20 protein-coding genes are annotated in these 24,332 nt (G+C 72.9%); 3 read left to right on the plus strand and 17 right to left on the minus strand.

Annotated elements, in window-relative coordinates; translation table 11 throughout:
- Positions 1-3: 3 nt before the first annotated feature.
- From murC to ACWEN0_RS34970, 15 genes are all read right to left on the minus strand, one after another.
- Positions 4-1,392, minus strand: coding sequence for a UDP-N-acetylmuramate--L-alanine ligase (gene murC / locus ACWEN0_RS34900; protein ID WP_451983465.1), 1,389 nt, complete (start codon positions 1,390-1,392; stop codon positions 4-6).
- Complete coding sequence (gene murG / locus ACWEN0_RS34905) at positions 1,385-2,509, minus strand: undecaprenyldiphospho-muramoylpentapeptide beta-N-acetylglucosaminyltransferase (RefSeq protein ID WP_451983467.1); 1,125 nt, start codon at positions 2,507-2,509, stop codon at positions 1,385-1,387. Before murG ends, murC begins: the two co-directional genes overlap by 8 nt.
- Positions 2,506-4,008 (minus strand): putative lipid II flippase FtsW, encoded by a 1,503-nt coding sequence (gene ftsW, locus ACWEN0_RS34910; protein WP_451983469.1) that lies wholly within the window; start codon positions 4,006-4,008, stop codon positions 2,506-2,508. The genes murG and ftsW overlap by 4 nt, the downstream gene beginning before the upstream one ends.
- Positions 3,995-5,401, minus strand: coding sequence for a UDP-N-acetylmuramoyl-L-alanine--D-glutamate ligase (murD, locus tag ACWEN0_RS34915; protein ID WP_451983471.1), 1,407 nt, complete (start codon positions 5,399-5,401; stop codon positions 3,995-3,997). Before murD ends, ftsW begins: the two co-directional genes overlap by 14 nt.
- 1 nt (position 5,402) lies before the next feature.
- Positions 5,403-6,485: a phospho-N-acetylmuramoyl-pentapeptide-transferase gene (gene mraY, locus ACWEN0_RS34920; RefSeq protein ID WP_451983473.1), complete on the minus strand. Its 1,083-nt coding sequence runs from the start codon at positions 6,483-6,485 to the stop codon at positions 5,403-5,405.
- A complete protein-coding gene (locus ACWEN0_RS34925; protein WP_451983475.1) occupies positions 6,482-7,984 on the minus strand; it encodes a UDP-N-acetylmuramoyl-tripeptide--D-alanyl-D-alanine ligase in 1,503 nt (500 codons plus the stop codon). The genes mraY and ACWEN0_RS34925 overlap by 4 nt, the downstream gene beginning before the upstream one ends.
- Positions 7,981-9,525, minus strand: a complete 1,545-nt coding sequence (locus ACWEN0_RS34930; protein WP_451983535.1) for a UDP-N-acetylmuramoyl-L-alanyl-D-glutamate--2,6-diaminopimelate ligase — start codon at positions 9,523-9,525, stop codon at positions 7,981-7,983. Before ACWEN0_RS34930 ends, ACWEN0_RS34925 begins: the two co-directional genes overlap by 4 nt.
- A 236-nt stretch (positions 9,526-9,761) precedes the next feature.
- Positions 9,762-11,684 carry a peptidoglycan D,D-transpeptidase FtsI family protein gene (locus ACWEN0_RS34935; protein ID WP_451983477.1) on the minus strand — a complete coding sequence of 641 codons (1,923 nt, stop codon included), beginning with the start codon at positions 11,682-11,684 and terminating at the stop codon, positions 9,762-9,764.
- Positions 11,684-12,397, minus strand: a complete 714-nt coding sequence (locus ACWEN0_RS34940) for a hypothetical protein (protein WP_451983479.1) — start codon at positions 12,395-12,397, stop codon at positions 11,684-11,686. The genes ACWEN0_RS34935 and ACWEN0_RS34940 overlap by 1 nt, the downstream gene beginning before the upstream one ends.
- Positions 12,394-13,347, minus strand: a complete 954-nt coding sequence (gene rsmH / locus ACWEN0_RS34945; RefSeq protein WP_451983481.1) for a 16S rRNA (cytosine(1402)-N(4))-methyltransferase RsmH — start codon at positions 13,345-13,347, stop codon at positions 12,394-12,396. Before rsmH ends, ACWEN0_RS34940 begins: the two co-directional genes overlap by 4 nt.
- A 210-nt stretch (positions 13,348-13,557) precedes the next feature.
- Positions 13,558-13,989: a division/cell wall cluster transcriptional repressor MraZ gene (mraZ, locus tag ACWEN0_RS34950; RefSeq protein ID WP_451983483.1), complete on the minus strand. Its 432-nt coding sequence runs from the start codon at positions 13,987-13,989 to the stop codon at positions 13,558-13,560.
- Positions 13,990-14,445: 456 nt separating this feature from the next.
- Complete coding sequence (locus ACWEN0_RS34955) at positions 14,446-15,177, minus strand: ESX secretion-associated protein EspG (RefSeq protein WP_451983485.1); 732 nt, start codon at positions 15,175-15,177, stop codon at positions 14,446-14,448.
- Positions 15,174-15,731 (minus strand): PPE domain-containing protein, encoded by a 558-nt coding sequence (locus ACWEN0_RS34960; protein WP_451983487.1) that lies wholly within the window; start codon positions 15,729-15,731, stop codon positions 15,174-15,176. Before ACWEN0_RS34960 ends, ACWEN0_RS34955 begins: the two co-directional genes overlap by 4 nt.
- A gap of 16 nt (positions 15,732-15,747) precedes the next feature.
- Positions 15,748-16,287 (minus strand): DUF3558 domain-containing protein, encoded by a 540-nt coding sequence (locus tag ACWEN0_RS34965; RefSeq protein ID WP_451983489.1) that lies wholly within the window; start codon positions 16,285-16,287, stop codon positions 15,748-15,750.
- The gene (locus tag ACWEN0_RS34970) at positions 16,280-16,630 is read right to left on the minus strand and encodes a hypothetical protein (RefSeq protein WP_451983491.1); all 351 of its coding nucleotides are present in this window, start codon (positions 16,628-16,630) and stop codon (positions 16,280-16,282) included. Before ACWEN0_RS34970 ends, ACWEN0_RS34965 begins: the two co-directional genes overlap by 8 nt.
- A 307-nt stretch (positions 16,631-16,937) precedes the next feature.
- Here ACWEN0_RS34970 and ACWEN0_RS34975 point away from each other — a divergent pair, with 307 nt between their 5' ends.
- The 3 genes from ACWEN0_RS34975 to ACWEN0_RS34985 are packed head-to-tail and all read left to right on the plus strand — an operon-like array spanning position 16,938 to position 21,799.
- Positions 16,938-18,005, plus strand: a complete 1,068-nt coding sequence (locus ACWEN0_RS34975; RefSeq protein ID WP_451983493.1) for an AAA family ATPase — start codon at positions 16,938-16,940, stop codon at positions 18,003-18,005.
- 24 nt (positions 18,006-18,029) lie between these two features.
- Positions 18,030-19,304, plus strand: coding sequence for a DUF58 domain-containing protein (locus tag ACWEN0_RS34980; RefSeq protein WP_451983495.1), 1,275 nt, complete (start codon positions 18,030-18,032; stop codon positions 19,302-19,304).
- Positions 19,301-21,799 carry a transglutaminase family protein gene (locus ACWEN0_RS34985; protein WP_451983497.1) on the plus strand — a complete coding sequence of 833 codons (2,499 nt, stop codon included), beginning with the start codon at positions 19,301-19,303 and terminating at the stop codon, positions 21,797-21,799. The genes ACWEN0_RS34980 and ACWEN0_RS34985 overlap by 4 nt, the downstream gene beginning before the upstream one ends.
- A gap of 145 nt (positions 21,800-21,944) precedes the next feature.
- On the opposite strand, the gene ACWEN0_RS34990 is transcribed toward ACWEN0_RS34985, so the two are convergent.
- Together ACWEN0_RS34990 and dinB are read right to left on the minus strand one after the other, a co-directional pair.
- Positions 21,945-22,352 (minus strand): DUF3040 domain-containing protein, encoded by a 408-nt coding sequence (locus tag ACWEN0_RS34990; protein WP_451983499.1) that lies wholly within the window; start codon positions 22,350-22,352, stop codon positions 21,945-21,947.
- A 622-nt stretch (positions 22,353-22,974) separates the two neighbouring features.
- A complete protein-coding gene (gene dinB, locus ACWEN0_RS34995; protein ID WP_451983537.1) occupies positions 22,975-24,267 on the minus strand; it encodes a DNA polymerase IV in 1,293 nt (430 codons plus the stop codon).
- Positions 24,268-24,332 lie beyond the last annotated feature (65 nt).

Consider the following 24,332-nt stretch of genomic DNA (forward strand, 5'->3'; position numbering starts at 1 on the left):
GGCTCAGCGCTTGTCCAGCTCGGCGAGGATCTCCGGGCCCAGCTGCGTCACGTCGCCGGCGCCCATGGTGATGACCAGGTCGCCGGGCTTGGCCAGCCCCGCCGCCAGGCCGGCGGCGACGTCGAACGCGGGCTCGTAGTGCACCGGCACGGTCACCGCGTCGGCGATCAGCGCCCCGGTCACCCCCGGCTCGGGCTCTTCGCGCGCGCCGTAGACGTCGAGCACGACGACCTCGTCGGCCTGCGACAGTGCCGCCGCGAACTCCGAAGAGAACATCTTCGTCCGCGAGTACAGGTGCGGCTGGAACACCACGATCACCCGCCCGGACCCGGCCGCCGTCCGCACCGCGCGCAGCTGCGCGGACACCTCCGTCGGGTGGTGGGCGTAGTCGTCGTAGACGCGCACGTCGCCGGCCCGGCCCTTGAACTCGAACCGCCGCCGCACCCCGCCGAACGCGGCGAGCCCGTCGGCCAGCTCGGCCGCGGGCGCGCCCAGCTCGATCCCGGCGAGCAGCGCGGCCACGGCGTTCAGCGCCATGTGCTCACCCGGCACCGCGACCCGCACCGACAGCTCGGCGCCGTCCATCTCGAGCCGCACGACGCCGCCGTCGGGCGCGGGGTCGTACTCCAGGATCCGCGCGTCGGTCGCCGTGCGGCCGTAGCGGCGCACGCGGACGCCGAGGTCGGCGGCCTGCTTGCCCAGTTCGTCCGCCCCGGGGTCGTCGGCGCAGACGATCAGCAGCCCGCCCGGCACGATCCGGCTCACGAAGTCGGTGAACACCTTCGTGTAGGCCTCGGCCGTGCCGTGGTGGTCCAGGTGGTCCGGCTCGACGTTCGTCACCACCGCGACCGACGGCGAGTAGGTCAGGAACGAGCCGTCGCTCTCGTCGGCCTCGGCGACGAAGATGCCACCCTCGCCGTGATGGGCGTTGGCACCGGACTCGTTGAGGTCGCCGCCGATGGCGAACGACGGGTCGAGCCGGCACTGCTGCAGCGCCACGGTGAGCATCGACGTGGTCGACGTCTTGCCGTGCGTGCCCGCGATGCAGGCGACGCGGTGGCCTTCCATCAGCCCGGCCAGCGCCTGCGCCCGGTGCAGCACCGGGATCCCGGCGGCCCGCGCCGCGGCCAGCTCGGGGTTGGTCTCCTTGATCGCCGTGGAGACGACCACCGCGGACGGCGGCTCGGCGAGCGCGGAGATGTTCTCGGCGCTCTGGCCGACGAACAGCTGGGCGCCCTGGGCCCGCAGCGACAGCAGCGCGCGCGACTCCTTGGCGTCCGAGCCCGACACGAAAGCCCCGCGGGCCAGCAGGATCCGCGCGATGCCGGACATCCCGGCGCCGCCGATCCCGATCAGGTGCGCCCGGCGCAGTTCTTCAGGCAGTTCAGGCACCGGCGGCCTCCAAAACGATCCGGGCGAGGGTCTCGTCGGCTTCACGGTGGCCCATGCCGACCGCGGCGGCGCCCATCTTGGCGACGCGGTCGGCGTCGGTGACCAGCGGGACGACCAGTTCGGCGACCTTGGCCGGGCTCAGCTCGGCGTCCTCGACCATCAGCGCGGCACCCGCGTCGACCGCCGGGCGCGCGTTGGTGGCCTGCTCGCCGTTGCCGATCGGCAGCGGGACGAACACCGCGGGCAGCCCGACCGAGGTCACCTCGGCAACGGTCATCGCGCCCGACCGGCAGATCGCGACGTCCGCCGCCGCGTAGGCCAGGTCCATGCGCTCCAGGTACGGCACCGGCACGTACGCCGGCCTGCCCAGGAACTCCTGGACGACCAGGGTGTTCTTCGGGCCGTGCGCGTGCAGCACGCCGACGCCGGCGTCGGCCAGCTCCTTGGCCGCGCCGGACACGGCGGCGTTGATCGACTGCGCGCCCTGCGAACCCCCGAAGACCAGCAGCGTCGGCGCGTCCGGGGCCAGCCCGAAGTGCTCGCGGGCTTCGGCGCGCAGCGCGGCGCGGTCCAGCGACGTGATCGACCGCCGCAGCGGGATCCCGACGACCTCGGCCTTCGGCAGCGGCGTGCCCGGGACGGCGACCGCGACCCGCTTGGCGAACCGCGCGCCGACCTTGTTCGCCAGGCCCGGCGACTGGTTGGCCTCGTGCACGACGATCGGGACGCGCCCGCGCGCCGCCAGGTAGGCGGGCAGGGCGACGTACCCGCCGAAGCCGACGACGACGTCCGCGCCGACCCGGTCCAGCACCTCGCGGGTGCGCCGCACGGAGTCGCGGACCTTCAGGGGCAGCCGCAGCAGCTCCGGCGTCGGCTTGCGGGGCAGCGGGACGGGCGGGATCAGCTCGAGGTCGTACCCGCGGGCCGGGACGAGCTTGTTCTCCAGGCCGCGCTCGGTGCCCAGGGCCACGACCGTCGCGTCCGGGCGCAGCCGCTTGACGGCGTCGGCCAGGGCGAGGGCGGGCTCGATGTGTCCTGCGGTGCCACCTCCGGCGACCACGACCACGGGCGCCTTGCCCGCGGCGGCTCGCTCGGGACCCTTGACGGGGTTACTCACCAATGACCTCTCCGGTTCGCGGTACTCCGGGTACCACGGCTCGCTGTTGACCGCGCGGCCCCGCCGCGAGACGTGGCCGTGCTCGTCCGTGCCGCGCTGCGGCGCACCGGTTCGCGGACCGACCTGCGTCGTTCCTGCGCCGGGGCGGGCCGCGCCGCACGGGGCGCCGGCCTGGCCGCCTTCGCCCCACTTCGCGCCGCCGCCTTGCGGGTGGCGGGCGGGCGGTACGGGTCGGGCGCGGGCAGCCGCAGCAGGCGTCCGAATTTACCCGGCCCCTGTGTGCGCAGTGCGGCCACCGCCTCCGGTTCGTGCCGGGCGGCGTTCGCGAGCACCCCCATGATGAGCATGGTGATCACCAGCGACGTCCCGCCGTAGGAGATCAGCGGCAGCGTGACCCCGGTGACCGGCAGCAGGCCGACGACGTAGCCGATGTTGATGCCGGCCTGCGCGACCAGGAAGACGGTCAGCGTGCCGGAGACGATCCGGATCCACGGGTCGATGTTCCGGGTGGCGATCCGCAGGCCCACGATCGCGACGCCGGCGAACAGCGCGAGCACCACGACGCAGCCGATCAGCCCGAGCTCCTCGCCGATCAGGGCGAAGATGAAGTCGTTCTGCACGTTGGGCAGGTAGCCCCAGTTGGACGCGCCCTGGCCGAGCCCCTTGCCGAAGAAGCCGCCGTCGGCCAGCGCGAGCTTGGCCTGGTTGGCCTGGAAGCCCTCGGCGGAGGTGTCGGCGTCCGGCGAGAGGAACGACATGACGCGCTGGAGCCGGTAGGGCGCGATCAGGGCGAGCACGAGCACGCCGGCGAGGCCGCCCGCGAGGATCACGCCGAACAGCCGTTTCGGCGCGCCGGCGAACCACAGCAGCGCCAGCAGGACGACCGCGAGGGTGACCGTGCCGCCGAGGTCCGGCTGCAGCATGACCAGGGCGAACATCAGCAGCGCGATCGGCACCACGGGCACCAGCAGGTGCCGCCACTGGTGGATCACGTTGTACTTGATCACCAGGATGTGGGCGCCCCAGAACGCGAGCGCGACCTTTGCCGCCTCCACCGGCTGGAAGGTGAACTCGCCGAGCTTGAACCAGCCCTGCGAGCCGTTGACCGTCGAGCCGAGCGGCGTCAGCACGAGCACCAGCAGGCCCAGGCAGACGACGGTCGCGGTGGCCGAGACCGACCGGATGCGCTCGAGCTTCACGCGCAGGCCCAGCCAGAACACGACCGAGCCGATCGCGACGAACACCAGGTGCTTGATGAACAGCGAGTACACGCCGCTGCCGGTCTTCGGGTTGTAGGACGCCACCGAAGACGCCGAGAGCACCATGACGACGCCGATGACGGTGAGCACGCCGGTGAGGGCGAGCACGAGGTGGAACGACGCGAGCGGGCGCGAGAGCCACGCGGTCAGCGCGGTCCGGAAGGCGACGAACCCGCTTTCCTTGCGCTCGCGGCGCGGCCGCTTCGGCGGTGTCTTGGGCTTGGGCTCAGTGACCGTCACTCGGCTCCCCCGCTGCGTCGTCGCGGAGGACGCGCACCGCAGCGGCGAACGCGTCGCCGCGCTCGCCGTAGCTGCGGAACATGTCCAACGACGCCGCGGCGGGTGCCAGCAGCACCACGTCACCTGGCCGGGCCATCGCGCTGGCCGCACTCACCGCCGCAGTCATGGGTTCATGGTCACCCGGACGGAGGCTGTTCACCGGGACATCCGGCGCGTGTCGCGCGACCGCGGCGGCGATCACGGGTGAATCGACCCCGAGTAGCACAACTCCGCGGAGACGCCCGGCGATGCTGCTCACGAGTTCGTCGACCGAAGCGCCCTTGAGCTGGCCCCCGGCGATCCACACGATCGACTCGTGCGCGCGCAGCGACCCGGCGGCGGCGTGCGGGTTGGTCGCCTTGGAGTCGTTGACGTACCGGACGCCGGCGACCTCGGCCACCTCGACGGCCCGGTGCGGGGCCGGCTGGTACTCGCGCAGGCCCTTCAGGACGGCGTCCGGTGTGACGCCGTGGGCGCGGGCCAGCGAGGCCGCGGCGAGGGCGTTCGAGACGTTGTGCGGGCCCGCCGGGCGGACGTCGGAGAGCGTGGCCAGCTCCTCGGCGCTGGTCGCCGGGTCGGCGACGAAAGCGCGGTCGACCAGCAGGTCTTCGACGATGCCCAGCTCCCCGGCCCGCGGCGTGTCGAGCCGGAACCCGACGCGACGGGCGTCCGCTCCCGCGTGTTCGAAGGCGATCCGGGTGGACCACTCGTCGTCGGCGTTGTGCACAGCGACCTTGGCCCGCGTGTAGACGCGGCCCTTCGCGGCGGCGTACTCCTCCATCGAGCCGTGCCAGTCGATGTGGTCCTCGGCCAGGTTGAGCACCACGGCCGCGTCCGGGGCGAGGGTCGAGGACCAGTGCAGCTGGAAGCTCGACAGCTCGACGGCCAGGACGTCGTAACCCGCGCGGACCGCGTCGAGGGCCGCGTAACCGATGTTCCCGCAGGCCACGGCGTTGGCGCCGGCCGCCTTGAGGATCGACTCCAGCATGCCGGCGGTGGTCGTCTTGCCGTTGGTGCCGGTGACCACCAGCCACGACGGCGGGTGCTCGCGCAGCTGCCCGACGCGCCAGGCCAGCTCGACGTCGCCGATCACCTCGACGCCCGCCTCGGCCGCGGCGACCAGCAGCGGCGCCGTCGGCCGCCAGCCGGGGCTGGTGACGACGAGGACGACGTCTTCCGGCGGTTCGCTCAGCCCGGGTACCAGCTCGGCGCCCAGGCCCTCCAGCTCGGCCAGGCGCTCGGCGTTGCCGTCCGTGACGGTGACCCGAGCACCCAGCTCGGTGAGCACGGGCACGATCGACTTGCCGGTGACCCCCGCACCGGCGACCAGGACGTGACGACCGGCGATATCCACGTCAGCCGCCGAAACCGAGCTGCTCGCTGTAGAACAGGCCGAGCCCGAACATGCAGCAGATCGCCGACAGCAACCAGAACCGGATGATGACCGTGGTTTCCGCCCACCCGGCGAGCTCGAAGTGGTGGTGGAAGGGCGCCATCCGGAACAGCCTTCGCCGCGTGGTCCGGAAGACCGCGATCTGCGCGACCACCGAGATCATCTCGACCATGAACAGGCCGCCGATGACGATGGCGAGCAGCTCGGTGCGGGTGGTCATCGAAAGCCCGGCGACCAGGCCGCCGAGGGCCAGCGAGCCGGTGTCGCCCATGAAGATCTTCGCCGGGGCCGCGTTCCACCAGAGGAACCCGACGCAGGCGCCGGTGGCCGCGGCGGCGACCACGGCCAGGTCCAGCGGGTCGCGGACGTCGTAGCAGGCGGGCGCCGGGCCGTTGGCGCAGTTCAGCCGCTCCTGCCAGAACGCGATGACGACGTAGGTCGCGAGCACCATCGCCGCCGAGCCGCCCGCGAGGCCGTCGAGGCCGTCGGTGAAGTTCACCGCGTTCGACCAGCCGGAGATCACGATGTAGCAGAAGATCACGAAGAACACCGCGGGGAACGTGATCAGCGCGAGGTCGCGGACGTAGGAGAGGCTCTCCGACGCCGGCGTGATGCCGCGCGAGTCCGCGAAGTTCAGCGCCAGCACCGCGAACGCGACCGTGACGACCAGCTGGCCGACCAGCTTCGCGGTCTTGTTCAGCCCCAGGTTGCGCTGCTTGCGGATCTTGATGAAGTCGTCGAGGAACCCGACGACCCCGAGGCCCACCGCGAGCATCAGCACGAGCAGCCCGGAGGCCGTCGGCGCGCCGCTGCGGGAGTTGAACATCCAGTTGATCAAGTGCGCGGCGAAGTACCCGACGACCATCGCGATGATGATCGCGACGCCACCCATGGTCGGGGTACCGCGCTTGGACTTGTGTCCCTGCGGGCCTTCTTCACGGATCTCCTGGCCGAAGCCCTGCCGGGAGAAGACCCGGATGAGGTAGGGCGTGAGCAGGATGGAGATCAGCAGGCCCGCCGCGGCCGCGATCAGGATGCTGATCACGCGTCACCACCGTTCGAGCGATTCTCGGAGTTGTCGGTTTCCCGGGGTTCCAGCAGGGCTTCGGCGACCCGCCAGAGCCCGGCCGCCTTGGAGGCCTTCACCAGCACGACGTCCCCGGGGCGGAGCTGATCATGCAGCAGGGCGATCGCGGCCCCGACGTCGGGTACCAGAGTCGACTCTTCGCCCCAGGAGCCCTCCTGGAACGCGCCCTGGTGCATGGCCGCCGCCTCGGGGCCGATCACCACGAGCTTGTTGATGTTGAGCCGGACGACCAGGCGGCCGATCTCGTCGTGCGCGGTGACGGAGTCGGCACCCAGCTCGCCCATCACGCCGAGCACGGCCCAGGACCGGCGGCCGGACTCCCGGGTCATCGCCGCGAGCGCCTTCAGGCCGGCCCGCATCGACTCGGGGTTGGCGTTGTAGGAGTCGTTGAGGAAGGTCACGCCGTCCGCGCGGGTGACGACCTCCATGCGCCGGGCCGACCGCCGTTCGAGGCCGGACAGCCGGGCGGCGATCTCCTCGGTCGTCGCCCCGAGCTCCAGGGCGACGGCCGCGGCGGACAGCGCGTTGCCGACGTGGTGCTCGCCGTAGAGCGGCAGCTTGACGTCGGCCTCGCCGGCCGGGGTGATCAGCCGGAAGGACGCGCGGGCCTCGTCGTCGACGGTGATGTTCTCCGCGCGGACCTGCGCGGACGGGCTCTCGCCGACGTACACGACCCGGGCCTTCGTGCGGCTCGCCATGGCCGCGACCAGCGGGTCGTCGAGGTTCAGCACCGCGACGCCGTCCTCGGGCAGGGCCTCGACCAGCTCGCCCTTGGTCTTCGCGATGCCTTCGCGGGAGCCGAACTCGCCGACGTGCGCGCTGCCGACGTTGAGCACCACGCCGATCCGCGGCGGGGCGATCTCGGCGAGGTGGGCGATGTGGCCCGGCCCGCGCGCGGACAGCTCCAGCACCAGGTGCCGGGTCTCGGCGTCGGCCCGCAGGGCGGTCCAGGGGTGGCCGAGCTCGTTGTTGAACGACCCGGGCGGCGCGACCGTCGGGCCCAGCGGCTCGAGCAGCTGCGCGATGACGTCCTTCGTGGACGTCTTGCCGGACGAGCCGGTGACGCCGACGACGGTCAGGTTGCCCTCGGCCAGGCGCTGGACGACGAACCGGGCGAGCTTGGCCAGCGCGCCCAGCACGGCGGCGCCGGAGCCGTCCTTGTCGCCGGTCAGCGCGACCGACCGCTCGTGGGCTTCCCCTTCCCCCACTGGAGGCACGACGATCGCGGGCCCGTCGACCTCGCGCGCGGCCAGCACGGCCACCGCACCGGCCTCGACGGCCTGGGCCGCGAAGTCGTGCCCGTCGACCTTCTCCCCCGGCAGCGCGACGAACAGGCCGCCGGGCGTGAGCTTCCGGGTGTCGAACTCCACGCTGCCGGTCACCTGCGCGGCCGGGTCGGCGCGGTGCAGCCGGCCGCCGACGACGTCGGCGATCTCGGCCAGGCTGAGCACGATCACACACTCACCTCGAGTTTGTTGCGGATGGCCGCGGCCAGCTCGTCGCGGTCGGAGAACGGGTGCACGACGCCGCCGGCCTCCTGGCCGGACTCGTGCCCCTTGCCGGCGAGGAAGACGATGTCGCCCGGCTCGGCGAGCGAGACCGCGTGCTCGATGGCTTCGCGGCGGTCGCCGATTTCGATGACCTCGCCGCCCTCGGCGGGCCCGACGGCGCGGGCGCCGGCGAGCATCGCGGCCCGGATGGCCGCCGGGTCCTCGGAGCGCGGGTTGTCGTCGGTGACGATCAGGACTTCGCTGCGCCGGGCCGCCGCCTCGCCCATCATCGGGCGCTTCGCGGTGTCGCGGTCGCCGCCGCAGCCGAGCACGGTGATGATCCGGCCCTCGGCCCGCGCCCGCAGCGCGTCCAGGCCCTGGGCGACCGCGGCCGGCTTGTGCGCGTAGTCGACGACGGCGGTGAACTCCTGGCCGACGTAGACCCGCTCCATCCGGCCCGGCACCTGCACCTCGGCGAGCCCGGTGACGATGTGCTCCAGGCCGACGCCCGCGGTGCTCAGGATCGCGGCCGCGAGCACGGCGTTGGCGACGTTGAACTCGCCCGGCAGGGGGATCCTCGCGGAGGCGCTGACGCCGTCCGGGCCGTGCAGCGTGAAGGTCTGCTCGCCGTTCGGGGTGGCCTCCAGGTCGGTGGCCTTCCACGCGGCGGCGGTCCCGGGGTCCGTGGTCACGGTGATCGTCTGGGGCGTGAGCAGCGCCTGGCCCCACGCGCTGTCGACCACGACGACCTCGTGCGTCGAGCGGCCGTCGAACAGCAGGGACTTCGCGGCGAAGTACTCCTGCATGTCCTTGTGGAAGTCCAGGTGATCCTGGGACAGGTTGGTGAACGCGCCGACCGCGAACCGGGTGCCGTTGACCCGGCCGAGCGCGAGCGCGTGGCTGGAGACCTCCATCGGCACGTGCGTGACGCCCCGCTCGAGCATCACCGCGAGCAGCGCCTGCAGGTCCGGCGCCTCCGGGGTGGTGAAGCCGCTGACCAGGCGTTCGCCGGCGATGCGGGTCTCGACCGTGCCGATCAGGCCGGTGGTCAGGCCCGCGGCCTGCAGGCCGGCGTCGACCAGGTACGACGTCGTGGTCTTGCCGGAGGTCCCGGTGACGCCGAGGACGGCCAGCTGCAGCGACGGCTCGCCGTAGATCCAGGCGGCGATCTCGCCGAGGGCCGCCCGCGGGTCTTCGTGCACGAGGATCGGCACGCCGGCGTCGCGCAGCACGGGCCGCTCGGCCCCGGCGGCGTCGGTGAGGACCGCGACGGCGCCCGCGGCGATCGCCTGGTCGCTGAAGTCGGCGCCGTGGGCGCGGGCGCCCGGGAGCGCCGCGAACAGGTCGCCGGGCAGCACGTGCTGGGCACGCAGGGTGGTGCCGGTGACGGTGACGTCGGCGGCGTCGGGCGAGCCGGCGATCAGCCGCGCGTCCGCCCTGGCGAGCAGCGTCGCCAGCGGGACCGGGTCGATGCGCGCCGGGCGCGGCGGCGCGGGGACCGCTTTCACCGGGCTTTCCGGCACCTGGGAACTGGACGAGGACACGGACACGGCCAAGAGGCTACCGGCGGCCGTCCGGGTGCCCCGCACGCGGTACGGCGATTGCGCGCGGCTGAGGCAGATGTGCTAAGTGGCGGTGCGCACATCCTTGCGGCACAACGCTTTCCTCCGCCGTTCGGACCGATGTGGACGCTGTACGCGTCAAAGCCCCCCTACCGCGGTAAGGGGGCTTTAACGCATCGTGCTCACTGCACGATCAGCGGGACCTCGGGCGACGGCCCGTCCGACAACGGGATCTGGAACCGCTGCGTCAGGTACGACGCGATGGTGTGGAACAGCGGCGCGGCGGAGTGCCCCACCGGCAGCGTCGTGTCCGGCGCGTCCAGCCGGATCCCGACGACGAACCGGGGGTGGTCCGCGGGCAGGATCCCGGCGAAGGTGATGTTGTAGAGGTGGTCGCTGTAGGCCTTGGTCCGCGGGTCGACCTGCTGGCCGGTGCCCGTCTTGCCGGAGATCTGGTACCCCTCGACCGCCGCGGTCGGCGCGGTGCCCTTCTGCAGGCCCTTGCCGTTCTGCGCGACCGCGCGCATCATGTCGCGCACCGTCTTCGCCGTCTGCGGGCTGACCACCTGGACCTGCTTCGGCGCCGGCTCGGGCACCGTCGTCCCGTCCGGGTTCACCTTCGCCTTGACGATCCGCGGTTCGACGCGCAGGCCGTCGTTCGCGATCGCCTGGTACATCCCCGCCATCTGCAGGACGGTCATCGACAGGCCCTGCCCGATCGGCAGGTTGCCGAAGGTGGTCGCCGACCACTGGCTGCGCGCCGGCACCGAACCCGCGCTCTCGCCGGGCAGGCCGACGCCGGTGCGCTGGCCGAGGCCGAACTTCTTGAGCAGGTCGGAGTACCGCTCCTCGCCGATCTTCTGGGCGAGCAGCAGCGTGCCGATGTTGGACGACTTCGCGAAGATCCCGGTGGTGGTGAACGTCTGCGTGCCGTGCGTCCAGGCGTCGTGCACGGTCTTGTCGGCCACCTGCAGCGCGCCGGGCACCTGCACCGTCGACTCCGGCGTCGCGACGCCGTAGTCGATCGCCCCGGTCGCGGTGACCACCTTGTTGACCGAACCCGGCTCGAACGGCGTGGTGACCGCCGGGTTGGCGAGGTCCTCGTTGGTCCAGGTCGACTGGTCGTTCGGGTCGAACGTCTTGTCGTTGGCCAGCGCGTAGACCTCGCCGGTCTTGGCGTCCATGACCACCGCCTGGCCGCCCTTGGCGTGCGACTGCTCGACGTAGTCCGACAGCTGCCGCTGCACCTCGTACTGCAGGTCGGAGTCCACGGTCAGCTCGAGGTCCGACCCGGGCACGGCGGCCTGCAGGTCGCGCTCGGTGCCCGGGATGACGACGTTGTCGCTGCCGTTCTTGGTGTTGACCAGCATCCGGCCCGGCGTGCCCGCCAGGTCGTTGTCGCGCAGCAGCTCGAGCCCGATCAGGCCGTGCAGGTTGTGCTTGGACACGTCCGCGTCGTCGGAGCGCCAGTTCGCGGCGCCGACGATGTTCGACGCCAGGCTGCCGCCCGGGTACTCGCGCAGCGCGCGCTTCTCGACGCTGATCCAGGCGAAGTTCTTCACGATGTCGGCCGCGATCGACGGCTCGACGTTGTTCACCAGGTACGTGAACGACGCCTGCTTGTGGAACAGGTCGAGCAGCTGCTGCTCGCCGATCACGTTCGGCAGCTTGCCCGCGATGTACTTCGCGGCGGCGGCCGTCTCGGTGTCGAACGTCTTCTTGGTGCCGGGGTTCTTCGCGGCGAAGTCGTCCATGCTCTTGTGCAGGGCCTTGAGGTTCACCGAAAGCGTGCGCACCTCGACGCTGAACGCGAGCTTGGCGCCGTTGCGGTCCACAATGGACCCGCGCTGGGCGGGGATGTCGATCGTCTGGGTGCGCTGCCGCTCGGCCGCGGCCGAGAGCGCCCCGGCCTCGAACCACTGCACCTGCACCAGTTTCGCGCCCGCCACGAGCAGCACGGCGACCAGGATCAGGCGCACGGCGGAGAACCGGCCGCGGTGCCCGCCGTTGCCCCGGCGCGCGGCGGCGCTGCGCGTCCCGGCGGCGTAGGTCCGCCGCGCGCTCCCCGCGGCGCGCGAGCGGGCCTGTCCCCGGCTCGAAGCCATCACTGGCCGCCCCCGGGCTGCGCGTCGGCGGGCACCGCGGGCTGGTCGCCTTCGATCGGCGCACCCTGCTGCGACTGCGTGCCGGCGGCGGGCGCGGCGGGCGGCGCGACCGGCGCGTCGGGCGCGTCCGCCTTGGCCTTCTTGGGCTCGCCGACAAGAGAGGTCTTGCCGTCCGGGCCCACGACGATGCGCGCCGGGTCACCGCCCGGCACCATGCCCAGCTGCTGGGCCGCGGGCGCCAGCGAAGCCGGCGACTCGGCCTTGGCGACGTCGCGCTGCAGCTGCTCCTTCTGCTCGGCCAGGCCGGCGTTGGTCGTGCGCAGCTGCTCGAGCCGGTAGGAGTCCGCGATCGCCTGCGTGGTCAGCCACAGGGTGGTCGCCACGCCGGCGGCCAGCAGCGCCATCATCATCAGCACGAACGACGCGCGCGACTTCGGCAGCAGCAGCTTCAGCCGGACCTTGCGCCCGCCCGGCTCGGCCTGCTTCGGCTCGGGCCGCGGCTCGCGCTCCTTGAGCAGGTCGGCCCGCTGGGCGCGGCGCGCGTAGGCGCGCTCGGCCGCCGAGGTCCGGCCCCGCGACGCGCGGCGGGGCGCGGGCTTGGCCGGCTGGAGGGTCTGCGGGTCCGTCTCGACGGGCGTCGCGGTGCGGGCGGCCTCGCTGCGGCCCCGCGTCGCCGGCGCGTTGCGGCGGCGGGACTTCGTGGGAGCGGTCATCGCGGCTCTCCGATCCTCTCTGCGGCCCGCAACCGCACCGAAGCGGCGCGCGGGTTCCGTTCGATCTCCTCTTCGCCGGCCTTCTCGGCCCCGCGGGTCAGGAGCTTCAGCTCCGGTCCGTGGCCCGGCAACTCCACCGGAAGCCCTTCCGGGGTGCGGGACTTCGCGAGCTCGGCCAGCGCCTGCTTGACCAGGCGGTCCTCCAGGGACTGGTACGACTCGACGACGATCCGGCCGCCCGTCTTCAGGGCGCCCAGCGCGGCCGGCATCGCCCGGCGCAGCACCTCCAGCTCGCCGTTGACCTCGATCCGCAGCGCCTGGAACGTGCGCTTGGCCGGGTGCCCGCCGGTGCGCCGCGTCGCCGCCGGGACGGCGTCGTAGAGCAGCTCGACCAGACGTCCGCTGGTCGTGAACGGCTCCTGTTCGCGAGCCTTCACGACGGACTTGACGATCCGCTGCGCGAACCGCTCTTCGCCGTAGTCGCGCAGGATCCGCACCAGCTCGCCCGGGGCGTAGGTGTTGAGCACGTCGGCGGCGGTGAACCCGGTGGTCGGGTCCATCCGCATGTCGAGCGGCGAGTCCTTGGCGTAGGCGAACCCGCGCTCGGCGCGGTCCAGCTGCATCGACGAGACACCGAGGTCGAACAGGATCCCGTCGGCCTTGGCGATGTTCAGCCCTTCGAGGGCGTCCGGGAGTCCGTCGTAGACGGTGTGCACGAGGTCGACGCGGTCGCCGTGGCGCGCGAGGCGTTCCCCGGAGCGTTCGAGCGCGGCGGGGTCGCGGTCCAGCGCGACGAGGCGCATCCGCGGGAAGGCTTCGAGGAGGGCGTCGGAATGCCCGCCGAGGCCGACCGTCGCGTCGACGAGCACGCCGTCGCGGTCGGCGAACACGGGAGTGAACAGCTCGACGATCCGGTCGAGCAGCACCGGAACGTGCTCGGGTGCCGTCATGTCCCCTCCCCCTTTCTCACCTGCGGACCGGGGGAAATATGGCGGATGCCGTCAGGTCCCTGTCCGCCCGCTGCGGACCTGGTACCGGGGAAGGTGCACCAGGGCTGTTGAGCGGACAGAGGCCTCACGGCATCCGGGTGGGCTTCCCCCGGCGCGCGGGCGGCGAACCTCTTCGTCCCCCGACGACGAAGGTGCACCGCGACCACGCGTCTAGAAGACGCCCGGCAGTACTTCCTCTCGAGCCTTCGCGTAGCTGTCTTCGTGTTCCTCCAGGTAGCCCTGCCACGCTTGGGCGTCCCAGATCTCCAGCCTGGTGATCGCCCCGATCACCACACAGTCCTTGCTGAGCCCCGCGTAGCGGCGGAGCTCGGACGCGATGCTGATGCGCCCCTGGCCGTCCGGCCGTTGTTCGTCCGTGCCCGCGAACAGGTAGCGCTGGTAGGCCCGAACCGCCTCGTTGGTGAACGGGGCCTCGGCGACCTTGCGCGCCATCTGCTCGAACTCGGCGCGGGGGAAGACGAAGAGGCAGTGGTCCTGCCCCTTGGTGACCATCAGCCCACCCGCCAAGGCGTCACGGAACTTCGCGGGCAGCGCGAGCCGCCCTTTGTCGTCCAGCTTCGGGGTGTGGGTGCCGAGGAACACGGCCTCCACCTCCCTACCGCACCCGGTGGCGAACCTCCGTCTGCGGCTCCGGGGCTTCCCTTCCGCCCCACTGGCCACCACCGTACCCCACTTTTCACCACAGTCAACGCGGCAAAACCCCGGACCACTCCGTCGTGTGTTCCGTTTGCGCAGGTCAGCAAGGTGGGGGCAGGTGGGGGCGTCGTGGGGGGACGGTGGCCAAGATCCCCCATGCCGGGGGCCGGAGCAACCTCAGCTGTACCCCGCACGTCCGCATAACGGCCGCGAAAGAACCCGAAACCCCCGAGTGGGGCCCAGTGGGGACGCGAGGTGGACCAGTGTGGGGACCCCAGGTGGGGTCCAGTGGGGACCCGCACGTGATCAGCGGGGCATCACGCGTGATCCAGCGGGCATCACCGTGTCGCCCCTCCAATCACACGTGATGCCTCTCCAATCACACGTGATGCCCCGGGCGGGTCAGTCCGGCGGGGTCAGGAGGGCGGCGATGCGGGACGCGAGCCGGGCGCTGTCCACGGGGCTGACGTTCACCCACTCCTCGCCACCCCGGCCCGGGGTCTTCGTCGCGCAGTAGGCGCCGACGTCGGTGTCGAACCACGTCAGGCCGCCCAGCCGCGAGACCCGGCCCGACGCCGAACGACGGCTGACGCTGAACTGGCCGGCCGCGTACACCGGCCGGGCCTGGATCGCCAGGACCTCGCGCAGCTGCGCCGACGAGGCCGCCGACGAGGACTCCGCGGGACCCGACAGAGCCGACGCCGCCAGGCTGACGCCGTAGCCGGGGCCGGCGGCCAGCTCCGGGAGGACGTCCACGATCGCCGTGCAGAGCTCGGCCGGGCGGATCGCGTCCAGGGCGATCGTCTGCTCCGGCTGGGTCGCCAGGACCCCGCGGCGCCCGAGGGTCGCCGTCACCGCGCGGAACGGGGCCGACGCCGTCATGTCCGCCAGCGCTTCGCACGCGACGTACACCTCGCCGCCCGCCAAGAGCTCCAGGCGCGAGGCCAGCGCGGGCTCCAGCTCCGAACCGTCGTAGAGGCCGCGCTCGGCGAGGTTCTCGTAGACCGCCTTCCGCACCTCGGCGCGCTCCTCTTCCGTCCCGCCGACGCTGCGCACGGTCAGCGGCTCCGGGGGCCGGTCGTGGCCCAGGTCGGTCCAGAGGATGTCGAACGCCGACGCGGAGACGCGGATCAAGCCGGCCCCAGCGTCGGCGGTGCCTCGAAAGCCGACGCCGGCACGTGGCCGCGCAGCGCCGTGTCGCGGGTGCGCATGACGTCGATCGCCTTCTGCCGCGCGGCTTCCGCCTCGGCGCGGCGGGCCGCCATCTCCTCGGCGAGCCCGGCCAGCACGAGCACGTTCCCGGACGACGCGGCGTCGCGGATCATCGACGCCGGGTCGTACGCCACCGGCGGCGGCATGTCCGCCCGGGCCCGCGCGGCCACGTCCGCCTGCGCGCCGACCGCGCTGCCGACCGACGCCGACACGGCCGCGGAGTGCGAAAGCCACTGCGCGGCCCGGCTCACCGCTTCGCGCGCCGCGTCACCGCCGGCGCCCTGCCAGTGCTCCCGCGAGGAGGCGACCAGCGCGGCGAGGTCGGCGGTCGACTCGTGCAGCCGCTTCGCCAGCCCGTCCCAGCGCGCGCCCGCCTCGCCCGCGGCCACCGGGTCGTTGTCCCGTTCGACCTCCGCGGCCATCGCCTCGTGGCTGTAGGACTCGTACCGCGCGGTCGGCACGGGGGGTTCGGACACGGCGCACCTCTCCGGGTCAGGGCAGCTTGGGCTCGACCAGCCCGGCCACCGTGCCCGCGCGGCGGCACGCGAGCGGGGTGTCCGAGAAGCCGGTGTTGCTGACGTCGATCTGGACGCTGGCCGAGTCGCCCACCCCGAGCAGCACGGCGCAGGTGCCGTCGCCGGCCTTCTTGTCCGCGACCTGCAGTGCCGGGTGGGTGCCGACCTTGGTCTTCGTGGCGGTCTTCTTCGTGACTTCGAGGTCGGCCAGGCCGTCGGTGTCGCTGAGGGTCACGGTCACGCCGAAGGTGCCCGGCACGGTCCAGTCGCAGGCGCGGTAGCCGGCGATGTCCTTCGGCTTGCCGAGCGCGCTCACCCCGGCCGTCGACCGGTCCTGCGGGCCGAGCAGCGTGCAGGGGTCGATCGCGGCCAGGCCGGTCCAGGCGGCGGGCGGCTTCTCCGACGTGGCGGTCACGAGCCCGGCGGCCGGCCGGGCGGCCGGTTGCTGCCCGCACCCGGCGACGGCGAAGAGGACGGCGAGCGGCCACACGTACTTCCTGCGCACCCGGTCAGCCACCCGTGCAGTCCACGCCGTCGGCCGCCGTCTCGTCGGCGTGCTGGTACTTGGCCAGCGCCGTGCCGATCCGGTGCTTCAGCGTCTCGAGCTCCTTGCCGAACGCGGTCAGCTGCTGCACGGCCGAGCCCTGCCCGCCGATGCCGTATTCGGCCATGAACTTGCCGATCTCCCCCGCGTACCCACCGCCGAGCGGCACGGTCCGGCCGAGCACCTTGGCTTCGCGGACCATCTCGCCGACGACGTCCTGCAGGGCGCCGAGCTTCGCGTACGCGTCCGTGGCCAGTTCGGGCGCGACCGCGAAGCCGCGGACGTCGTACGGCGGCTGCGTGCGCGCCTCGCTCATTCCTGGTCACGCCTCTCCGTAGCCGGGCGAACTCGAACCGCAGCATACGGCAGGACAACGGGTCAACGGGAGCGCCCAGATTCGGGTGACAACACACCCGATCGGGGTATCGTCCCTGCTTGCGCAGTGTCATCAACCGACGTGTCGGGCGTGGTCTCCCGGGGTTCACGGGGTTCCGCCCCCAGGTTCGCCCGGGTTTGACACACTGAGTGGAAGGCTGGTCGCTGCGCGCGGACAGCAGTTTTGGGGGCCGTCGGGCCCGGCGGTGCGCACAGTGCGCGCGGTCATGCGCCACCCAGGAGGTCGAGTGACGTCGAGAATCCAGTCTGCGACGCCCGGATCGGGCGAGCAGGCATCCGGACGCCCGCCTTATCCGGCGGAGTCCACGGGCAACGGCCGGGCGCCCGGCCGCCCGGCCAGAGTGTCGCTGGACGAACTGCACGAGACCGCGCGGCGGATCGCCGCCAACGTGGAGCGGGTGCTGGTCGGCAAACCCGACGTCATCCGGATCGCGCTGGTCACGCTGCTGGCCGAGGGCCACCTCCTGGTCGAGGACGTGCCCGGCGTCGGGAAGACGTCGCTGGCCAAGGCCCTGGCCCGGTCGATCGACTGCACGGTCAGCCGCATCCAGTTCACCCCGGACCTGCTGCCCAGCGACGTCACCGGCGTTTCGATCTACAACCGCCAGTCCGGCGAGTTCGACTTCCGCCCCGGCCCGGTGTTCGCGAACATCGTGGTGGGCGACGAGATCAACCGCGCTTCGCCGAAGACGCAGTCGGCGCTGCTGGAGTGCATGGAAGAGCACCAGGTCACCGTCGACACCTCGACCTACCGGCTCGAGCAGCCGTTCATGGTGATCGCCACGCAGAACCCGATCGAGATGGAAGGCACGTACGCGCTGCCCGAAGCCCAGCGCGACCGGTTCACCGCGCGGGTCTCCATCGGCTACCCCGACCAGCAGGCCGAGCTGGCCATGGTCGACGAGCACGCCGGCCACAACCCGCTCGAAGAGCTGGAGCCGGTGTCCGACGGCCAGACCGTGCACCGGCTGATCGAGACGGTCCGCGGCGTGCACATCGCACCGGAGGTCCGCCGGTACGCCGTCGAGCTCGTCTCGGCCACCCGGCAGGTCCCGGAGATCCGGCTCGGCGCGTCCCCGCGCGCCACGCTGCACCTCGTCCGCGCCGCGCGGGCGCAGGCGGCGCTGTCGGGACGCGACTACGTCGTCCCGGACGACCTGCACACGGTCGCGGGCCCGGTGCTCGCGCACCGCCTGGTGCTGACCACGGAGGCCCACGCGGCGCGCCGGTCGGCGACCGACGTCGTGCGGGCGGTGCTGCACCGGGTGCCGGTGCCGCAGGGCTCCCGGCCCTAGTCCGCGGCGAAGGGGAGAAACGGCATGCTGCGTGCCCTGTCCGGCCTGACCACCCGCGGCCGCTGCCTGCTGGCCGCGGGACTCGCGGCCGCGGTGTGCTCGTTCGTGCTCAACGAGCGCGACCTGCTGCGCGTCGCCGTCTTCGTGGTGGCGCTGCCGCTGCTGGTGGCGGCGTTCATCTCGGCGACCCGGCTGCGCATCGGCGCCACGCGCGCGCTGCACCCCCAGCGGGTCGCGGTCGGCGGCGCCGGCGAGGTGCAGCTGGAGCTGTGGCGCAGCGGACGGCTGCCGGCCGGCGAGATCCTGCTCGAAGACGGCGTGCCGTACGCGCTGGGCTCGCGGCCGCGGTTCGTCGTCGAACGCCTGCCGCACGACCGGAAGGTCGCGCTGCGCTACCCGCTGCAGCCGGTGCTGCGCGGGATCCAGCAGGTCGGGCCGCTGCGCGCGACCATCACCGACCCGTTCGGGCTGTGTGAGTTCGAGCGCGAGCTGATCGGGCATTCGCGGCTGGTCGTCGTGCCCCGGGTGGTCCCGCTGTGGGGCCTGCCGAGCGGCGCGGGCATCGGCGTCGGCGACGACGGCACGGTCCGGCTGCACGCCGGGCAGGGCGAGGCCGACGTGATCGTCCGCCAGTACCGCCAGGGCGACGACCTGCGCAAGGTGCACTGGCGCTCGACCGCCCGCCGCGACGAGATCATGGTGCGCGTCGAGGAGCGGCCGTGGCGCGGCGGCACGACGGTGCTGCTCGACCACCGCGCCGCGGCCCACCACGGCAGCGGCCCGGCCGCCAGCCTGGAGTGGGCGGTGTCGTTCGCCGCCTCGGCCGCGCTGCAGCTGCGCCGGTCCGGGCACCGCGTCCGGCTGGTCACCGAGCACGGCGGCACGCTCGCCGACATCCCCGGCGAAGGCGGCGACCACTACGACAACGTCGTGCTCGACGCGCTGGCCGCGCTGCAGCCGGCCCACCAGCGGGACATCACCCTGGCCGGCGACCCGGCCGACGGCCAGGAGCTGATCGCCGTCCTCGGCACGGTCAGCACCGAGGCCGTCCACGAGCTGACCCAGTTCCGCCCGCGCGGCATCCGCAGCCTCGCCGTCCTGCTCGACACGCCCACGTGGTCGTCCGGGGTGAGCGCCCCCGAGCAGCGGGCGGCCGCCACGGAGGACTCGGCGGCCCTGCTGCGCGCGGCGGGCTGGGGCGTGGTGGTCGCCGGCCCCGGTTCCCCGATGCCCCAGGTGTGGGCCGAGCTGTGCCGCAGCGGCGCCCGCCGCCACACCCTGATCGGCGGTCAGCGATGAGCACCAGCGCCCCGCCCCGGCCGTCCGGCGCGCCCGCGAACGGGCCCCGGCGACCCTCCTCCCAGCACCCGCTTTCGGCCTGGCGCGGCAGCCTGCTCGCCCCCGCCGCCGCCGGTATCGCCACGCTCTGCGCGGCGACGTCGGTCACGAGCGTCGTGTCCGGCCTGGCCTGGTTCGGCTACCTCTTCGTCGCGGTGCTGCTGATCGGCGCGACCGGCCTGGCGCTGCGCTCGCTGCAGGTACCGACCGTGCTCGTCGGGCTCGGCCAGCTGCTCGTGCTGCTCTTCCTGATCACCGGCGCGTTCACCACGCACGGCATCCTGCAGGTCATCCCCGGCCCCGAGGCGTTCGGCGAGATCGGGAGCACGCTCTCGGCCGCCGCCGAGCAGATCCGGGTGGGGCTGCCGCCGGTCGAGGGCAGCCAGCCGATCCTCTGCCTGGTGACGATCCTGATCGGCCTGGTCGCCGTCCTGGTCGACACGCTGACCGTGGCCGCCGCGGCCCCCGCCGCGACCGGGCTCGTGCTGCTCTGCGTCTACGCGGTGCCGGCCGCGCTGTCCGAGGAAATGCTGCCGTGGTGGACGTTCCTGCTCGGCGCGGCCGCGTTCGCCGGCCTGCTGGCGGTCGACGGCAACCACCGGCACCGGCGCTGGCGCACCCGGGAAGCCCCCGGGCGCAGCGGCAAGCCGGGCGTGCTGTCCGCGCCCGTCGCGGTCGTGGCCGCGGCGATCGTGCTCGGCCTGTTCGGCGGCGCGATCACCTGGGTCGGCACGGTCGGGCGGATCCCGTTCGGCAACGGCGGCGACGGCCCCGGCGCGGGCGCCGGCGGGTTCGGCATCCAGCCGTTCACCGAGCTGCGCGGCATGCTCGACCAGGGCGCCAACCGCGAGCTGTTCAAGGTGCGCGGCCTCGGCACCGACCGGCGGCTGCTGCGCGCGATGACGCTGGACACCTACTACCCCAACAAGGGCTGGGGCCTGCACGACGACGGCCGGTCGCAGCAGGGCGTCCAGGTCGGGCCGCAGCTGCCGGCCGCGCCCGGCGACGACGGCAGCGGTGCCGCGCGCCGGATCGACGTCGAGCCGACGAACTGGCGCGACAACTGGCTGCCGGTGTACGGCGCCCCGCGTGTGATCGACGGCGCCTCCAACGGCTACCTCTACGACCAGGTCAGCGGCACGGTGTTCACCACGCGCAGCGAGGTTCCGCCTTCTTACACCGAATACGCGTCGCTGAAGGAGCCGACGGCCCAGGAGCTGCGCGTCACCCCGCGCGTCGACGACCTGCCGCCGCGCTACACCCAGATCGACCGCGTCGACGACCGCGTCCGCGCGAAGACGCAGCAGCTGATCGCGGGCTCGTCCAACGACTTCGACCGCGCGTCGGCGATCTGGCGGTACTTCACGGCGCAGAACGGCTTCGTCTACGACACGAAGACCGCGCCGGCCAACGACTCGGACGCCCTCGCCGACTTCATCCTCAACGGCAAGCGCGGCTTCTGCGAACAGTTCGCGTCGGCGATGGCCGTGATGCTGCGGGTGGCGGGCATCCCGTCGCGGGTGGCCATCGGGTTCACCCCCGGCGTGCAGGTCAACGACTACCTGTCGATCACCACCCAGGACGCGCACGCGTGGGTCGAGGCGTACTTCGGCGGCAAGGGCTGGGTGACGTTCGACCCGACGCCGCTTTCGGACGGCCGCGGCATCACCCCGTCGTACCTGCAGGCCGGCACCGAAGGTGGCAACCAGCCCGACGACACCCAGGTGGCGCCGAGCACAGTCCAGTCGAGCGCCGCGCCGACGGGCGTGCCCCGCGACACCGAGCAGAACCAGCAGGCGCAGGGCCCGCAGGCGACCGACGAAGGCACGCCGTTCTTCGTGTGGGTGCTCGTCCTGGCGCTGGTGGCGCTGGCCCTGGTGGCGACGGTCCTGGTGCTGGCCGGCGGCCGCCGGAGACGCCCCGACCGCGAACCGGCGTCGACCGGGCTCGGCGCGGTGCTCAAGAACTGGCTGCCGCTGATCGCGGCCGCGTTGTGGGTGGCGGTGCTGGGTGTGCTGACCTGGCTGGTGGCCTGGTGGTTCAGCCTCATCGTGGTGTTGCTGCTGGCGGGGCTGCTGGGTCCGTCGGCGGCGCGGGACGTGGGCCGGCGACGGCGCCTGCAGGAGATCGTCGGGCAGCGTCCCGGCGCGGCGGACGCGGCGTGGTCCGAGCTGCGGGCCGAGTGCGCCGACCGCGGGCTGCCGATCCCGCCGAGCGACACGGTCCGCGTGGCCGGGCAGAAGCTGGCGGCGAAGCACCACCTGGACGACGAAGGCCGCGAAGGCCTGCGCACGGTGATCGGCGTGGTGGAGCGGTCCTGGTACGGCGCGGACGACGAACCGGACCCGACGCTCCCGCCGGCGTTCGACCACCTCCGGCGGAGCCTGCACCGGAACGCTCCGTTGTCGTGGAAGGGCCGGCTGTTCCCGAAGTCCCTCTTCCGCACCCGCGACTGAGCCGCGCTGTCGCGCAGGTCACCGCGGCCCGTCACCCGACCGGGTGTCACCCACTGTCACGCGGGTTTCCGGGCCCGCCTGAGCACACAAGAAGATCCGCGTCCCACCCTGGAAGGCGGGACGCGGATCTCGTGGTCTTGCGGCGCTACTGCTCCTCGAAGCGCTGGCGGAAGCGCTCCTCCATCCGCTGGGTGAAGGAACTCCGGCGGCCCGACTGCTTGCCCCCGCGAGATCCCGATCCACCGCCCTTGCCGTCGGATTCGGCACCACCGTGCCGAATCGATGTGACGGCCATCATGACCCCGAAGAACATCACGAGGAACCCGAGCACGCTGATCAGCGGGATGTCGGCCACCCGGAACTGCGGCACCACCACGCCCAGCACCAGCAGGGCCACGCCCACTACGAACAGGGCGATGCCCTGAATACGCCGTCGGCGAGCGGGGCGACGCAACCGGGTGCCACGCACCGTGGATGCGAACTTGGGGTCCTCGGCATAGAGCTCGCGCTCGATCTGATCGAGCAGCCGCTGCTCATGCTCGGAGAGTGGCATCTTTCCTCCTCCGGCACAGCTGTCGCGGGCGCCGGGCCGCGCAACGTCCTGGACCCAACAGCCAACCCCAGGCGGGGTGGCACTGTCCAGGATACGAGGCCCGCGCCCGGACGACTACCCGATCCCGCATCCAGAAGGGATCGAATTGGGCTAAATCCCGCACGAAGAGGGTTGCGCACGGTCACCGTCGCCCAATGTGACCAAATCACTGCTCCGGCCGCGATGTGGGGGACGTTCGCCAGGCGCGATTTCACGGTGCGTATACGGCGGCGGCGCGTTCGGCGGGGCGAGCGGCCCGGATGGTGATGAACCAGTCACCGCGGCTGGGAGGGGAATCGGCGGCACGTGATCGAGCCGACTCCCGCGGCGGCCGGCCGGACAGGTCGCCGCAGTCACACCGGGCAAGCGGCGGCCGGGCCGGGCAGGTCGCCGTGGCCGGGCCGTGGGCCGGGCGAGTGGCGGTGGCCGAGCAGTCCGCGGGGCCGGGCGAGGGGCGGTGGGCCGAGCAAGCGCGAACCCGACCAGGCAGTGGCGCGGGCAGGCACCCCGCGCAGGGAGGGTCTTCGGCGGGCGGCGGCCCCGGGCAATGGCCGAGTGCCCGATCTCGCCCACCCGGCCCCGCTCACCTCGCCCGCAGCCCAGCACCCACGCCGGGCTGACCACCCTCCCGCGGCCCGCCTACGGACCAACGCCCCGGCCGATCACCCTCCCGCAGCCCCAGCAGCGAAGCCGGCCGCACGGCCGCCGAGCCGAACTTCGACCTTGCCACGTCCGCCGCCACCTCGGCGTCTCGCCAGCGTGGGGCCGGCGAGTCGAACAGCAGCTGCTCCCCCGCCTCGCCCGTGTCGAGGCCCTCCACCCGCACCCCGATCAGCCGGACCGCTCCCGTCGGGGCGTGCTCTGCCAGCAGGGCCACCGCCACCGCGTGGATCTCGCGGGCCACGTCCGTTGCCGAGACCAGCGTGCGGGCCCGGGTGATCGTGTGGAAGTCCGCGAACCGCACCTTGATCGAGACCGTCCGGCCGCGCACGCCCCGCGCCCGCAGCGTCGCTCCGACGCGCTCCGACAACCTCAGCAGCTCCAGGCCCAGCTCGGAACGGTCGTGGCGGTCGACGTCGAACGTGTGCTCCGCGCCGATCGACTTGTCGGGTGAGTCGACCACCACCGCGCGCTCGTCGACGCCGTGCGCGAGGCGGTACAGGTGCTCGCCGATCGCCGTGCCCAGGGACTTCTTCAGGCGCTCCGGCGGGAACGCCGCGACGTCGGCGATCGTCGCCAGGCCCAGCCGGCGCAGGTGCTCCTCCGTGCGCGCACCCACGCCCCAGAGCGCCGACACCGGCAGCGGGTGCAGGAACGCCAGGGTTTCCGCCGCCGGCACCACGACCATGCCGTCCGGCTTCGCCATGCCCGACGCCAGCTTCGCGACGAACTTGACCTTCGCCACCCCGACCGAGCACGTGATCCCGTGTTCGGCCGCCACTCGCGCGCGCAGTTGCGCACCCAGCGACGCCGGCGTCGCGCCCAGCCGCCGCAGCGCCCCGCTGACGTCCAGGAACGCTTCGTCCAGGCTCAGCGGCTCCACCAGCGGCGTCAGCTCACGGAAAATGCCCATCACGCCCCGCGAGACCTCGCTGTAGAGGCCACCGGTCGGCGGGATGTTGATCAGGTGCGGGCACAGCCGCTTCGCCGTCGAGAACGGCATCGCCGAGCGCACGCCGAACTTCCGCGCGGGGTAGTTCGCCGCGGCGACGACGGCCCGTGGCCCGCCGCCCGACACGACGACCGGCTTGTCCGCCAGCTCGGGGCGGGTCCGCAGCTCGACCGACACGAAGAACGCGTCCATGTCGACGTGCAGCATCCCGCACCCGGTGTCGTCCGGCAGCGGTTCCCCCGCCCGGACCCGGAACCGGCCCATCCCGCCCGGCAGCTCAGCATTTCGCCCCACGAGGAGGACGCTACCGGCCACCACCGACAGTTTCG

Source organism: Amycolatopsis sp. NPDC004378, assembly GCF_053602455.1.

Coding starts and splice junctions, on each gene's coding strand:
- ACWEN0_RS34940 (WP_451983479.1), bottom strand. CDS start 12,397: ATGACCGCTCCCACGAAGTCCCGCCGCCGCAACGCGCCGGCGACGCGG.
- dinB (WP_451983537.1), bottom strand. CDS start 24,267: ATGGGCCGGTTCCGGGTCCGGGCGGGGGAACCGCTGCCGGACGACACC.
- ACWEN0_RS34935 (WP_451983477.1), bottom strand. CDS start 11,684: ATGGCTTCGAGCCGGGGACAGGCCCGCTCGCGCGCCGCGGGGAGCGCG.
- ACWEN0_RS34990 (WP_451983499.1), bottom strand. CDS start 22,352: ATGCCACTCTCCGAGCATGAGCAGCGGCTGCTCGATCAGATCGAGCGC.
- ACWEN0_RS34970 (WP_451983491.1), bottom strand. CDS start 16,630: ATGAGCGAGGCGCGCACGCAGCCGCCGTACGACGTCCGCGGCTTCGCG.
- rsmH (WP_451983481.1), bottom strand. CDS start 13,347: ATGACGGCACCCGAGCACGTTCCGGTGCTGCTCGACCGGATCGTCGAG.
- ACWEN0_RS34980 (WP_451983495.1), top strand. CDS start 18,030: ATGCTGCGTGCCCTGTCCGGCCTGACCACCCGCGGCCGCTGCCTGCTG.
- ACWEN0_RS34985 (WP_451983497.1), top strand. CDS start 19,301: ATGAGCACCAGCGCCCCGCCCCGGCCGTCCGGCGCGCCCGCGAACGGG.